The organism is Mycobacterium simulans (assembly GCF_900232995.1).
GTDB lineage: Bacteria > Actinomycetota > Actinomycetes > Mycobacteriales > Mycobacteriaceae > Mycobacterium > Mycobacterium simulans.
Genome location: NZ_OCVX01000003.1, coordinates 656,412 through 669,908, shown reverse-complemented (window position 1 = coordinate 669,908; position 13,497 = coordinate 656,412). Strand labels below are relative to the sequence as shown.

The 13,497-nt window shown below is 65.1% G+C and carries 10 protein-coding genes and 2 pseudogenes; 7 read left to right on the top strand and 5 right to left on the bottom strand.

The window, feature by feature from the left end; genetic code table 11:
• The first annotated feature begins 29 nt into the window (after positions 1-29).
• Entirely contained in the window at positions 30-3,188 is a 3,159-nt protein-coding gene (locus MSIMFI_RS03855) for an adenylate/guanylate cyclase domain-containing protein (protein ID WP_263597328.1), read from the top strand.
• Between the two features lie 12 nt (positions 3,189-3,200).
• On the opposite strand, the gene MSIMFI_RS03850 is transcribed toward MSIMFI_RS03855, so the two are convergent.
• Positions 3,201-3,926 (bottom strand): DUF3060 domain-containing protein, encoded by a 726-nt coding sequence (locus MSIMFI_RS03850; protein WP_191496198.1) that lies wholly within the window; start codon positions 3,924-3,926, stop codon positions 3,201-3,203.
• 47 nt (positions 3,927-3,973) lie between these two features.
• On the opposite strand from MSIMFI_RS03850, the gene MSIMFI_RS03845 reads away from it, so the two are divergent.
• The 3 genes from MSIMFI_RS03845 to MSIMFI_RS03835 all read left to right on the top strand — a co-directional run bounded on the left by MSIMFI_RS03845 (position 3,974) and on the right by MSIMFI_RS03835 (position 6,946).
• On the top strand, positions 3,974-4,996 hold the full coding sequence (locus tag MSIMFI_RS03845) for an NADP-dependent oxidoreductase (protein ID WP_191496197.1): 1,023 nt from the start codon (positions 3,974-3,976) through the stop codon (positions 4,994-4,996).
• 6 nt (positions 4,997-5,002) lie between these two features.
• Positions 5,003-5,890, top strand: coding sequence for a glycoside hydrolase family 16 protein (locus MSIMFI_RS03840; protein ID WP_191498009.1), 888 nt, complete (start codon positions 5,003-5,005; stop codon positions 5,888-5,890).
• 228 nt (positions 5,891-6,118) lie between these two features.
• Positions 6,119-6,946 carry a glycoside hydrolase family 16 protein gene (locus MSIMFI_RS03835; protein WP_191496196.1) on the top strand — a complete coding sequence of 276 codons (828 nt, stop codon included), beginning with the start codon at positions 6,119-6,121 and terminating at the stop codon, positions 6,944-6,946.
• Positions 6,947-6,949: 3 nt separating this feature from the next.
• Here the strand turns inward: MSIMFI_RS03835 and MSIMFI_RS03830 are convergent, their stop codons facing one another.
• The gene (locus MSIMFI_RS03830) at positions 6,950-8,449 is read right to left on the bottom strand and encodes a glycosyltransferase family 39 protein (protein ID WP_191496195.1); all 1,500 of its coding nucleotides are present in this window, start codon (positions 8,447-8,449) and stop codon (positions 6,950-6,952) included.
• A gap of 281 nt (positions 8,450-8,730) precedes the next feature.
• Here MSIMFI_RS03830 and MSIMFI_RS03825 point away from each other — a divergent pair, with 281 nt between their 5' ends.
• The 3 genes from MSIMFI_RS03825 (at position 8,731) to MSIMFI_RS03815 (ending at position 11,003) form a co-directional block, all read left to right on the top strand.
• The gene (locus MSIMFI_RS03825; RefSeq protein WP_186245530.1) at positions 8,731-9,153 is read left to right on the top strand and encodes a MarR family winged helix-turn-helix transcriptional regulator; all 423 of its coding nucleotides are present in this window, start codon (positions 8,731-8,733) and stop codon (positions 9,151-9,153) included.
• Positions 9,154-9,246: 93 nt separating this feature from the next.
• A complete protein-coding gene (locus tag MSIMFI_RS03820; RefSeq protein ID WP_186241317.1) occupies positions 9,247-9,483 on the top strand; it encodes a PASTA domain-containing protein in 237 nt (78 codons plus the stop codon).
• A 26-nt stretch (positions 9,484-9,509) separates the two neighbouring features.
• Positions 9,510-11,003 carry a bifunctional phosphatase PAP2/diacylglycerol kinase family protein gene (locus MSIMFI_RS03815; RefSeq protein ID WP_191496194.1) on the top strand — a complete coding sequence of 498 codons (1,494 nt, stop codon included), beginning with the start codon at positions 9,510-9,512 and terminating at the stop codon, positions 11,001-11,003.
• 126 nt (positions 11,004-11,129) lie between these two features.
• On the opposite strand, the pseudogene MSIMFI_RS03810 reads toward MSIMFI_RS03815, so the two are convergent.
• The 3 genes and pseudogenes from MSIMFI_RS03810 to MSIMFI_RS03800 form a co-directional block, all read right to left on the bottom strand.
• Positions 11,130-11,867: pseudogene (locus MSIMFI_RS03810) on the bottom strand (FGGY family carbohydrate kinase); the annotation flags it as partial.
• On the bottom strand, positions 11,864-13,267 hold the full coding sequence (locus tag MSIMFI_RS03805; RefSeq protein ID WP_191496193.1) for a mannitol dehydrogenase family protein: 1,404 nt from the start codon (positions 13,265-13,267) through the stop codon (positions 11,864-11,866). The pseudogene MSIMFI_RS03810 and the gene MSIMFI_RS03805, both read right to left, overlap by 4 nt.
• 103 nt (positions 13,268-13,370) lie before the next feature.
• Positions 13,371-13,497: pseudogene (locus MSIMFI_RS03800) on the bottom strand (IS630 family transposase); the annotation flags it as partial.

The following is a 13,497-nucleotide window of genomic DNA, read 5'->3' as shown; positions in this document are numbered from 1 at the left end:
ATTTGGCGACCACGTCGTCCGTCTGTCACGTGTGTGGCTCAGAGCCGCGCCAGGGAGCACGGTTCTGCGATGCGTGCGGTTCGCCGCTGACACTGGTCGTTGATCCGGCCGAATACAAGCAAGTGACAGTGCTGTTCGCCGACGTTGTGCGCTCGATGGATATTGCCGCGGCTGTTGGCGCCGAGCGGCTGCGCGAGGTGATGACCGAGCTGGTCGATCGATCCGCGGCCGTGGTGCAGCGGTACGGCGGTACCGTGGACAAATTCACCGGCGACGGGATCATGGCCCTGTTTGGGGCACCAATCACGTTGGAAGATCACGCGTTTCGAGCATGCCTCGCCGCGCTGGATATTCAGCAGGGTGCTCAGCGGTTGGCGGTTGAGGTGGCCCGCCGCGACGGGGTCGACCTGCGGCTGCGGGTCGGCTTGAATTCCGGCCGGGTGATCGCCGGCGAAGTCGGGGCTACGCACCTGGGTTACACCGCGGTCGGTGCACAGGTGGGCATGGCGCAGCGGATGGAAGCGGTGGCTCCGCCGGGCGGTGTCATGCTCAGCGAGTCGACCGCGCGGCTCGTCGAGGATCGAGTGGTTCTGGGAGAGCACGAGACTGTGCGCATTAAGGGTGCGGACAACCCCGTGCCGGCGCGCCGGTTGCTGGCCGCAGACGGCGAACATCTCAAGAAAGTACGCAAGCCCCGCCATGAATCCCGGCTGGTCGGACGCCAGCTGGAGAAGGACGCCGTCGCGGCGTTGCTCGACCAGGCCCATCGCGGCAACGGAACCGTCGTCACGGTGACCGGTCGGCCTGGGGTGGGCAAGACCCGGTTGGCCCGAGAGTCGGTAGCGACAGCGCGAGGGCGTGGTTTCGAGGTGTTTGTCACCTACTGCGAATCACATACTCGTGAAATCGCATTCCATGTCATCTCGCGGCTGTTGCGCGCGGTTTTTGACATCGGTGGCCTCGCTGCTGAGCAGGCACAGACCCGAGTCCGTAGCGAGATGCCTTACGCCAGTGCGGAGGATCTTCTTCTGCTCGATGACCTGCTTGGCGTGCGCGACAACGAGGTGCAGTTGCCCGATATCAGTCCGGACGCCCGACGCCGCCGTCTCGTCGACCTGATCAACACTGTCGCGCTGGCGCGCCCGCGGCCCGCGGTCTATGTCATCGAGGACGCCCAGTGGATCGACACTGTCAGCGAGTCAATGCTCGCCGAGTTTGCGGCAACGGTGCCAAGAATGCGGGCGACGCTGCTCATCATGTATCGGCCCGAATATCAGGGACCACTGGCCAGCATCCCCGCCGCACACCCCTTTACGCTTGCACCCCTTGATGATTCGCATATCACGGAGTTGGTTAGAGAGCTGCTGGGTGAGCATCCTTCGGTACTGGGACTCTCTACAGTGATCGCCGAACGAGCGGCGGGCCTACCGTTCTGTGCCGAAGAGATCGTGCGTGACCTGGTCGAGCGGGGCGAACTCGAGGGCGCTCCGGGCGCCTACGTGTGCGTCCGGGAGGTGCGCGATATCCATGTGCCGGCCAGCGTGCAAGCGGTCATCGGAGCTCGGATCGACCGACTCACCGCTACGGCGAAGCGCGCGTTGCACGCCGCGGCCGTCATCGGTGCGCAGTTCGATATCGAATTGTTGGCGCTGCTGCTGGACTCGGCCCCGGAGGCAACGGATCTGACGCCGTTGATCGTGGCGGAACTCGTAGAGCCCGTGACACGCGCGCGGCAGGGCACATACGCGTTTTGCCATCCGCTGATTCAGGCAGTGGCATACGAATCCCAATTGAAGGCTGGACGCTCGGAACTGCACCGTCGGGTTGCCGCAGTGATGCAACGAACCCGCGGTGGGTTCACCGGTGAGGAAGCCGCCATGGTCGCCACGCAGTATGCGGCCGCCGGCGACCTGAGGGATGCATTCGACTGGCACATGGACGCGGCGACTTGGTATGGCGCACGCGACATCCGGGCGGCCCGACAGAGTTGGCAGCTGGCGCAGCGAGTCGCCGACCGGCTGCCCGCCGACGAACCCGATCTGTTGGCCATGCGGATAGCACCACGAGCTCTACTGTGCGGCAGCGCTTTTCAGGTGGGCGGTACACCTGCCGACACCGGCTTCGAGGAATTGCGGGAGCTGACCACCGCCGCAGGTGACAAGAAATCACTCGCCATCGGGATGGCGGGGCACCTTACCACGCTCACGTTCAACTCACGTCATCGCGAAGCCGCCGACATGGCATCGGAATTCGCCACGCTTGTCGAGTCGATCGGCGATCCGGCGATGACGGTCGGGCTGTTCTATGCAGCCGCACAAGCCAAGTGGGAAGCCGGTGAAGCGACCGAGAGTTTGCGGTTGGCTCAGCGGGTGATCGACCTTTCCGGCGGCGACCCCACCATGGGCAACTTAGTGATCGGATCCCCTCTGGCATGGGCGCTCACCGTAAAAGGAGCGGCCGGAATGTTCCTAGGGCGCAAGGGATGGCGAGAGGACCTGCGGGCAGGCATAGTTCTGGCTCGATCGGTGGATGCGGCCGCCCGGTCCTTTGTGCAGTTGTACAAGTACGCGGCCGCCATACAGAACGGCGCCGTGCGGCCCAGTACGCGCGACGTGGCACTGGCGGCCGAGTCGTTGGAAGTTGCCCAGCAGTCGGGAGACAACGCCGGCCTCGCCTACGCGCTGCTCAATCGTGCTATTGCCTTGCTCCACAACGACTCTGAAGCCGGCGGCATGGAGTTTCTGGTAAGGGCGAAAGAGATGTTCGAGCATGAACAGCTCACCATGACGCTGCGGCGGATGTGCGATATCGAATTTGCGCGTGAGCGTGCACGATCGAATGACCTTGACGGCGCGATCGAGCTGGCGACGAGCGTTCTCGCTGAGCAGTTCGCCACCGGGGAGATGCTCTTCCGCGGCCCCGCGACGAGCGTGCTGGTCGAGGCGCTGTTGGCGCGCGGCTCCAGCGCCGATATCGCGGATGCGGCACGTGCGGTGGAGCGGCTTGCCGCCGTGCCCGTGGAGCCCGGGTTCGTCCTGCACGAGCTTCCGCTGCTGCGGCTGCGGGCCCTGCTCGCCCGGGCACATGGCGATGAGGCGGGCTATGCGCGATTCCGGGACCGCTTCCGGGCCAAGGCAAAAGAGGCCCAATTCGAGGGCTACCTGGCGCAGGCCGAAGCGATGGGTTAGCGCCGGGAGCCGTCAGCCCTGCTCTACGACGTTCGCGTCGCCGGATTTGGTGATCTTCGGTGAGCCGGAGTGATACGTGATGCGATTGTCGAAGCCGGAGGCGTCGATGGTGTCGGCGGCGTCGACGGTGACGGTGTTCTGCAAACCGGACACGGTAAGCCGCGCGCAGTGGCCGGTGATGACGACCTTGTTGGAAATTCCGCTGACGGTGACGACGCTGTCGTTACAGGCGACCGTCTTGTTCTCGTTGACACCAGTGACGATGAGGCTGCCGCCCGGCGGTGGGGCGGGTGATGTCGAGGGAGTCGGGCTGCGCGGGGTGGTCCGAGGCGAAGTGTTGATCGGGGAAGTGCTTTCTGGGGCTGGGCTTTCGGTGCTCTCTGAGGGCGACAAGACGACGAAGTCGCTCCTGTGCAGTTGGCGCGACGCGTACACCGCAATGCCTCCTACCAGGCCGAGGATGCCAATGACGAAGAGCGCGGCCAAGATCCAGAAGATGCGGATACCCGAGGACGACCGCGGGGTGCCCCCGGGATACGGCGCGGTGTAGCCGTACGAGGGCGGTGCGGGTGGCACCTGGAAAGCCGGTGGCACCGGGTCGGACGGCGGTGGCGGGTACGCCTGGTATGCCGAGTCGCCGAGCGGCGGTGGGGCACCCAGTTCGGACGCGCGTGCCGCGTCGGCCAGCGGGCGCTCCAGCTCGCGGATCCGGGCCTCCGGGTCATCCTCGGGGTTCATGACACAGATGCTCCCACACCGAGATCCCGGCGAATAGGCTCGGCGTCGTGCCCGACTTGCCGAACCGTCAGATTCTGTTGCGCCGCCGTCCCACCGGGCTCGTCCAGCCCGGGGAGACTGAGCTGATCACCGCGCTCGCCCCCGAGCCTGCCGACGGCGAGGCACTGCTGCGCACCACCTACGTGGGTATCGATGCCGCCGCCCGGACCTGGCTCGACGACCAGCCGGGCTATCTTCCGCCGGTGCAGCTGGGCGAGGTCATCCGGGCGGCCGGGATCGGTCAGGTGGTCGCGTCGCGGTGCGACGCCTACGCCGTCGGCGACGTGGTCACCACACTGACTGGCTTTCAGGAGTACGTGATCATCCGCGACGATGTGTTCAGCACACCGATCCCGGGCGAGGACGATCAACTGGCGATCATGTCGGTGTACGGCCCGACCGGGGCCACCGCGTACTTCGGCATGACCGACATCGGCCGGCCGCAGCCTGGGGAGACGGTGGTGGTCTCGGCGGCGGCGGGTGCCACCGGGTCGGTGGCCGGACAGATCGCCAAGATCGCCGGAGCCCGAGGGGTGGGCATCGCGGGGGGGCCCCGGAAGTGCCGGGCGGTGGTCGAAGACTTCGGGTTCGACGCGTGCATCGACTACAAGGCGGGCGATCTGGCGGCAGAGCTCAAAGAGCACTGTCCCCGACGAGTCGACGTCTACTTCGACAACGTCGGCGGGCCGATCCTTGACGCGGTGCTTGGCCGGCTGGCCCCCAAGGCGCGGGTCGTGCTCTGCGGCGTCATCTCCAGCTACCTGACCGGCGAGCACCCAGGACCGGCCAACTACGTGAACCTGCTGGCCAAAACCGCTCTCATGCAAGGATTCAACGCGCTCGACCAGTGGGGCCGCTTCGACGAGGCCTTTGCCAACCTGCGCCAGTGGGAGGCCGAAGGCCGGCTCAAGCATCGGCAGACCATCTTCGAGGGCATAGAGTCGTGTGTCGACGCTCTCAACGGGTTGTTCACCGGCGCCAACATCGGCAAGACGCTGGTCAAAATCAGCGAACCCACACCCTGCTGCTAGGGTCGCCTGCTTATGCCCGAGATGGACCGCCGCCAGATGATCATGATGGCAGGCTTCGGCGCGCTGGCGGCAGCAATGCCCGCCCCGAATGCCCTGGCCAACCCGTCCCGACCGGCTGCGCCGGTGGGTCCGGTGCCCGTGCCTGCCGCGCCGGCAGCGGGGCCTACCGGTGGGCTGCTGTGGCACGACGAGTTCGACGGCCCTGCCGGTTCGGCACCCGATCCGTCGAAGTGGGCAGTGTCCAATCACCGGACGCCGATCCGGAACCCGGTCGGGTTCGATCAGCCGCAGTTTTGGGGGCAGTACCGCGACAGTCGTCAGAACGTGTTCCTCGACGGCAACTCCAATCTCGTGCTGCGCGCCACCCATGACGGCAACAGCTACTTCGGCGGCCTGGTCCACGGCCTGTGGCGGGGCGGTATTGGAACCACCTGGGAAGCCCGGATCAAGTTCAACTGCCTAGCACCCGGCATGTGGCCCGCCTGGTGGTTGTCCAATGACGATCCCGGCCGCAGCGGCGAAATCGACCTCATCGAGTGGTACGGCAACGGGACCTGGCCGTCGGGAACCACCGTCCACGCCAACCCGGACGGCACGGCCTTCGAGACGTGCCCCATCGGCGTGGACGGCGGCTGGCACAACTGGCGGGGGCGCTGGGATACGACCGGCATGTACTTCTGGCTCGACTACGCCGACGGCATGGAACCGGACTTCTCGGTTCCCGCGACCGGTATCGAAGATTTGAACGATCCCATTCGCGAATGGCCGTTCAACGACCCCGACTACACGGTGTTCCCGGTCCTGAATCTTGCGGTTGGTGGTTCCGGTGGTGGAGATCCCGCGGCGGGTTCGTATCCGCAGGAGATGCTCGTCGACTGGGTGCGAGTCTTCTAAGCGCGTAGCAAAGCATGTGCCGCGATGTTCAGCGTGGGCGGCGCGTGTTTCACGCGTGGATGCGCCTCGTAGCAAAGGGATCGACGTTTCCCGGATCAACCGCGGATGAGGTGTTTCGTCGTGGCGCGGGATGCATACCCTCCGACCGCGTGGTTTCATAACACCGTTTGCGGATGTTGCTCGGGGGATTGCGTGATGTCCCGCGCCTACTGATTGGTGGTATCTGAGATGGATCGACGCAGCATGTTGTTGACCACGGGACTTGGCATGCTGGCGGCCGCAGCCTCGCTCCCCGTGCCCGAGGTCCAGGCGTACCCGTCGGCCCCGACCGCACCGGCGTCCGGGGCGGGCGGACCCTACATTTTCTCCGACGAGTTCGACGGGCCGGCGGGCTCAGGTCCCGATCCGGGGAAGTGGACGGTGCAGACCTGGCAGGACGACGTGTCCCCGCCGGTCGAGGGGATCTACCGCGACGATCGCCGCAACGTGTTCCTCGACGGCAACTCCAATTTGGTCCTGTGCGCCACCCAGGAAATGGGCCAGTACTACACCGGCAAACTGCGCGGCAACTTTCGCAGCATGATCAACCAAACCTGGGAAGCGCGGATAAAGCTCGACTGTCTGTTCCCCGGCCTTTGGGCCGCGTACTGGGGTGTCAACGAGGATCCCCAGCCAGACGGTGAGGTCGACATTTTCGAGTGGTACGGCAACGGCAACTGGCCGCCGGGAACCACGGTCCACGCGGCGTCCAACGGCAAAACCTGGGAAGGCAAATCGATTCCCGGCTTGGTGGACGGCGGCTGGCACACCTGGCAAATGCATTGGGGTGAGGACGGTTTCGCCTTCTCGCGCGACGGCGCGCCGTACTTCAGTGTTCCGCCGAAGCCGATCCACGTCGCCGGCAACCCTCCCGAGGACATGCGGTGGCCGTTCAACAATCCGGGCTATTGGATGACTCCGATGTTTACCCTTGCGGTCGGTGGGGTTGGCGCCGGCGACCCTGCGCTAGGTACCTTCCCGGCGGCGATGCTCGTCGACTACATACGTATCTGGTGAGTGTCATCGCTCCGCTTTGATGACCTGAACCAGGTTGAACTGCCAGCGCTCGACGAGCCGGAAGCCCAGGCCGCGCGGAACCGCGAAGGCGGGGGTTGCCCCGTAGCGTGGGCCTGGCGGGAGCGCCGATCCCTGCTCGTGAGCGGGCATCGACTCGTCGGCTTGGGTGATGATCCAGACGACACCGCAGTGGCTTAACGGCTGCGCGACGACCTCCGGAATCAGGTTGGTGTCGAACACGTCGTTGCGGTCGGTCGCGCGTTGCCAAAGGGTGAGGTCGACCAGCTTCCGATAAGCATCGGGGCGCGCCGCCATCAAGGGTCGCATCGGTGCGGGCATGAAAGTCACTGTGTCATTTACCAGCAAGCAATCGCCCGGCGCGGCCTCGGCCGTGATCAGATCGGCCACTTGGCTATAGTCCATCCCGTATTTGGCATACGGATTGCGTTGCACCCAAACATAATTCGGCGCGGCGACGACGGCGAAAAGAGCAACGATCGCCACCGCCACCCACGGTTTGACCGCCAATGCGCCAATGCAGACGCCGAGGACCAGCGCCATCGCCGGTGCGGTGAAACACAAATAACGCGGCGTGTAGATCGAGTGCACCAACGCCGACCAAACGACGATCAAGGTGGTCGGGATCACGAGCCAGGCGGCCGCCAATGCCAGCAGTTGCCGATCTGTCGCATCCAGTTTCGCGGATGTATAGCGCCACAAAGCAATAGCGGTCACTATGACAACTGCCGACAAGGCCGCGAACAGGGGGCATCTTTCGAAGTATTGCTGTACCGTCACATCCTCGATCGTTCGATGGCCAATCGGAGCGATCCAACTGATCTGATGCGCTTGACCGATGACCGCGACCACAAACGGCGTCACAACGCACCCCGCCGCAACCGAGGCAATGGCGAACCGCTTTACGACGGTTCGACTTCGCCGGAAGAAACAGACCAAGGCGGCGTGCGCCAACAACAACAGCGCGAGATAGATGTCGAGCACAATCGAAATCGCTTGGGCGATGCCATAACACAGCCAGACCCGGGCGTTGTCACGCCGAGCGGCGTAAACGAGCAGTATCGTCAGCCACACGGCGGCCATCATCGAAACGGCATATGGGCGAGCCTCGACGCCCGCCCACGTCGACCTCGGCAAGATCGCGCAGACGACTCCGGACGTCACTGCAACGGTGCGAGACGAGAGCTGCTTGCCCAGCACCACAACGCCGGCCGCGGCGCCTCCGACGGCCAGACCGCTCGGCGCGCGGGACCAGAACTCCGTGGGCGGGACGAGCTGGAACCAGCAGTGCATGAGCAGGTAGTACAGGCCATGGACGGCATCGACGTTGCCCAACATCTGCCATAACTGGCCCAGCGAACGACTGTATGAGGCCGAAATGGTCGCGGCCTCGTCGTACCAGAAGGACGGCAGCCCGGCGCCGCCCAGACTCACTGCGGCCGCCAGCACGCAGGCGACCAACGGGTCCAGCCAAGTTGGCGACAATGCCGATAGGGCGCCGCGAAGCGGACCACGGTGAGGCCGCGTCTCACCGTTATAGGAGGCGCTCACCGAGCCGCCAAGCACGTCGCCTCGCTGAACACACCGCTATGTTGCCAGAAGCGGACCAGGGTCTTCGCGCTGGTCGAATCCGACCGTCAGGTATTTCCGGCTCGATTACGCTGACGGCATGCATCCGGGTGCGCGTCTTTTGACGACGGCTGACAGTGACCGGTGACGGGCCCTCGGGCGAACAGATCGATGCCGTCCTGCGGGCATCCCGGGCGATGGTGGGCATTGCTGCGGCGTCCATCGCCCAGGTCGACGACAGTGTGACCGTGCCGCAGTTGCGGGTGCTGGTGATGGTGTACACGCGAGGTCCGCTCAATCTCGCGGCGGTGGCGGCTGGGCTGGGCGTCAACCCGTCAAACGCCAGCCGGATCTGCGAACGGCTCATCAGGGCCGGGCTGCTTGACCGCCAAGCATCGCCGAACGATCGACGCAACATTGTATTGAGCCTCACCGACGCCGGACGAGGGCTGATCAACAAGGTGACCCGACATCGGCGCACTGCGATCGCGGGGTTGCTGCGGAGCATGGATCCGTCGGATCGCGAACTGCTCACGACGGCCCTCGACCGGTTTGCCAACGCTGCCGGTGAACCCGTGCCTGACGACGTCGTGACGACGATTTGGCCTGGCGGGAGCTGAATTCCCCACTGCCGATTGCGCGATGTCCTATAATTGCGTCGACGCAAACATTGCTGCCAACAACTAATAGTAGAAAGCGGTTGGATCGCCCCTGTGACTTCGCAGCGCCCCGCGCCGATCACGATCCCTGATGTACGAGGACATGACGGCGACAAAGCTCGGAGGATTCTGGAAAAGCTCGGCCTCACCGACGTGCGTATGTGCTCGACAAATCCCGCGTATGGCGTCGTCATGTTGGAGTCGTGCTGGACGGCGGTGAGCATCGATCCACCACCGGGAACCGTGGTCGGCGCGAATGACCCCGTCGTGGTCAACGTGTACAAGGACTAAACCAGCGCCCCACTAGGGTGGACCGAGTGAGCTGGCGGCCCTGGCAACGCGCGCGCGCTGTCAAACAGATCACCCGAGGTCTGGGCGCCCTCGATCGGGAACTGTTCGAGGCGGTCGCCGTGACTCCCACGCCGCTGCTGGATACGGTGATGCCGCCGTTGACCCGAGCGGCTGACCATTCCAAGCTGTGGTTCGCGATCGCTGCGGCACTGATCGCGGCGGGAAAGAACTCGGCCCAGCGCGGCGCGATACGCGGCGTTATGACGCTCGGAGTCGCCAGCTTATTCACCAATCAGGTGGCCAAGCGAATCCGTCAACGCCCGCGTCCGCTCTACGACTCGGTGCCCCTTATACGACGCGCTCGGCGCGTCCCCACGTCCAACTCGCTGCCGTCCGGACACTCCGCCAGCGCCGCCGCCTTCGCCGTGGGCGTGGGCCTGGAGAATCCGTCGCTGGGTTTCGGGCTGGCTTTGCTGGCCGGAATGGTGGGATTGTCGCGGGTGGCAACCGGCGTGCATTATCCGGGCGATGTGGTGGCCGGGTTCGGCATCGGCGCCGGCGTCGCCGTCTTGGGCAGCCGCCTTGTCCCGCCGATCGTCGAAACCGCGTTACCACGAACGGAACCGCTGTGGGTCGAGACGCCGAAACGGCCCGACGGTTCCGGTGTGGTTGTCGTGGTTAACCCGGCGTCGGGCAGTGGCATCGGGTCGAGCGTCGCCGACGTGGTGCGGGCCGAGCTACCAAGGGCAGAGATCGTCGAACTGGGCCGCGACGACGACCCGGTCCAGGTGCTGCGCAGCGCCGCCGAACGCGCCGAGGTCCTCGCCGTGGGCGGGGGCGATGGCACCGTGTCTACCGCCGCCGCGGTGGCCACCGACGCCGGGGTGCCGTTGGCAGTCTTTCCGGCCGGAACGTTCAACCACTTCGCGAAAGACATTGGTTGCGACACCGTGGACAAGACCGTTGACGCAATCCGACGGGGCAGCGTTGCCCGCGTTGATCTGGTGCGGCTCAACGAAACTCGGATGGTCGTCAACACCGCGAGCATCGGCGCGTACCCCGCGTTCGTCCAGCAGCGTGAAAGGCTCGAGAAGCGCATCGGCAAGCCGCTGGCCGGGATCTACGCGATGCTGCACATACTGCGCAACGGCGGTCAGACAGTGCGCATCCGCTACGACAACAAGACGGTGCTGACATCGCTGTTCTTTCTGGGCAATTCGTTGTATCTCCCCGCAGGCTTCGCCCCATCGCGACGTACTCGCATGGATGATGGCCTGATCGACGTGCGCATCCTGGAAGCAGGTCGCCGGTTGGCGACGACCAGGATCCTGCTTGCGATGGCCCTGGGGCGTCTGGAGCGCAGTCCGCTATACCACGCGATGCAGGTGCCGGAATTCAGCTTCACCGCCGTCGACGGCCCGACGGTCATCGCACACGACGGCGAGGTCGGCGAGGAGTATGACAAAGCCAGCTTCACCGCGATGTACCGGGCGTTGCGGGTGTTTCGGCCGCTTGCCTGACCCGAGCGGCGCTATTTCACACCTTCCGCACGTTCGCATTCGACCCGCTTCCCTACAGCGTCGATGAAGCCCGGCTTCAACGTTCGCGTGTTCAACGAAGTGACTCTGGATACACGCCTTCGGCCACGTGCCGATCGAGACGATCACATCGCCGGGTTCGGCGCCAAGGCCAAGCGCCGCTGCGGCGTTGTCCCCCAGGCCCGCGGCGAATATCCTTGCACCGCTTTCGGTTCGACCCGATGGCCCGAGGACCCGCGGCAGCTCGGGGCATCGGCCGCGCAGGGCCAGCTCGAGAAGGTCGACGCGGTAGTCGCCGCTTGCCGCGTCGAAGTAACCCGTTCCACTGGCGTCGCTGCGATCGGTGGTCAGCGTGGCGATGTCGGTTTCGCCGCGCAGCCGCCATGTCAACCAGTCATGCGGCAGGCAGACCGCCGCCGTGCGATCGGCATTCGGTGATTCATTGTCGGCGAGCCAGCGCAGTTTCGCGACCGTGACGGCGGCCAGCGGCACGACACCGACGGCATGCGCCCATGCGCTCGCTCCACCGAGCTCGTCGACCAGCGTCCGTGCCGCATCGGCGGAACGCACGTCGTTCCACAACAGCGCCGGCCGCACGATCTGGCCAGCCCCGTCGAGGCACACCATCCCGTGTTGCTGCGCACCGACCGCGACCGCGTCGACGTCGTCGAGCCCACCGGCCACGTCGATAGCGTGTTGTGCAGCGGATTCCCATGCGGCCGGGTCGACTTCGGTGCCGTCAGGGTGGCCCGCGCGGCCCTCGCGGACCACTTCGCCCGTGTCGGCGTCACACACCAACACCTTGCACGACTGGGTCGACGAGTCGATGCCCGCGACCAGGGTCACGATTCGTTTCCGCGGAGCAGCATGGTTAGTGTCGCACGGGCGCCGTTGTGGTGCAGCGAGTCGAGGGTCCACAGATATGGCTCGACGAAGCGCGGCTGGTCAACGAGATCGCCGAAGACCAAGCGGTTTTCCAGAAATGCGATCGGGTCGTCGCGCTGGGATCGGGCGATCGGGACCAGTGTGTCCGCGAGCCGGTCCACCACTTCGATGGGTTGGCCGTCTTCGTCGATTCCTTCGGCGTAGCGTGCCCAGCTCGCCACGATCGCCGCCGACAACCGCACCGGGCCTGCGGACTGGAGATTGTCACGAACCACGGGCAGCAGCCACTTCGGGATACGGTCGGAGGATTCGGCACACAACCGGGCCACCGTATCGCGGACGTGCGCGTTGGCGAAGCGGGGGAGCAGGCCGTCCTTGAACTCGGTCAGGCCCGGAATCACGGTAAGCGTGGGCATTGCCTCGGAATCCAAGTAACGCGAAAGGAATTCGGCAAGCAACGGGTCTTGGGCGGCTTCGTGCACTAGCCGGTACCCGGCCAAGTATGCGAAGTAACACAGGCCCTGATGGCCGGCGTTGAGGAGGCGTAACTTCATCGCCTCATACGGCGACACGTCGTCGACAAGCTGAACGCCGGCTCTTTGCAGTGGTGGCCGGCCGTCGGCGAAATCGTCCTCCAGAACCCACATGCCGAACGGTTCCGCGGCGACCGGCCACGCGTCCTGGACGCCGAATTCGGAGTACAGTCGCTCGACCACCTCCGGCGTGGTCACCGGTGTAATCCGGTCGACCATCGAGTTGGGAAACTTGGTGTTGTCGCGCATCCATTGCGCGAGTGCGGGATTAGATGCTGCAGCATATGATGTGAACGCGTCCCGCGCCACCTCGCCGTTGGCGACGATGTTGTCACACGACACGATTGTCGGGGATGGGAGGCCTCGTTCGCGTCGTCGGTTGAGCGCCGCTGTGACCAGGTCGAAAACGGCGCTTAGCGGTTGGTTGTAGCCGCCCTCGGTGATGGTGAGCGAGATGATCCGGGTGGCCGGATCGGCGAGCAGGTCTACCACTGCCTCGGGATCGTCAGGCGCATAACGGAAATCGACAATAGAGCCGATGACTCGCGGTTGCCGGGTGCCGTCGGGGTGTTGGAGGACCAGCGTGTAGAGGTAGTCCTGGCTGCGCAGCACGTCGCGCATGCGCCGGTCACCCGGCAGCACACCGACACCGCAGATTCCCCAGTCCCGCGCAACTCCCCGGTTCAGCAGCTCGTCGAGGTAGCCGGCTTGATGAGACCGGTGAAAGCCGCCGACACCGAAATGCACAATGCCGATGCGGATTTGGCTGCGATCGTAGCGCGGGACGGGAATCTTGAGGGCGTCCAAATTTTGAGAGTTCAGCTTCACTGGGCCGCCTCACGCATCGACTCGTCCGATCCCGATCAGCACAGCATGCCCGGTGGCCGGACCACGACGCTCAGCGGTGCCCGTGTGGTGTGTCAATTGGTTCCTAGTGTCCTGAGTCATTAATTCGTTTGCAGTAGTTGGCGACTGATTCGAGGATCTGGTCGGCGGTCTTGGTCCAGACGTAGGGCTTGGGATCGTCGTTCCAGTGCTCGATCCAGGCGCGGATGTCG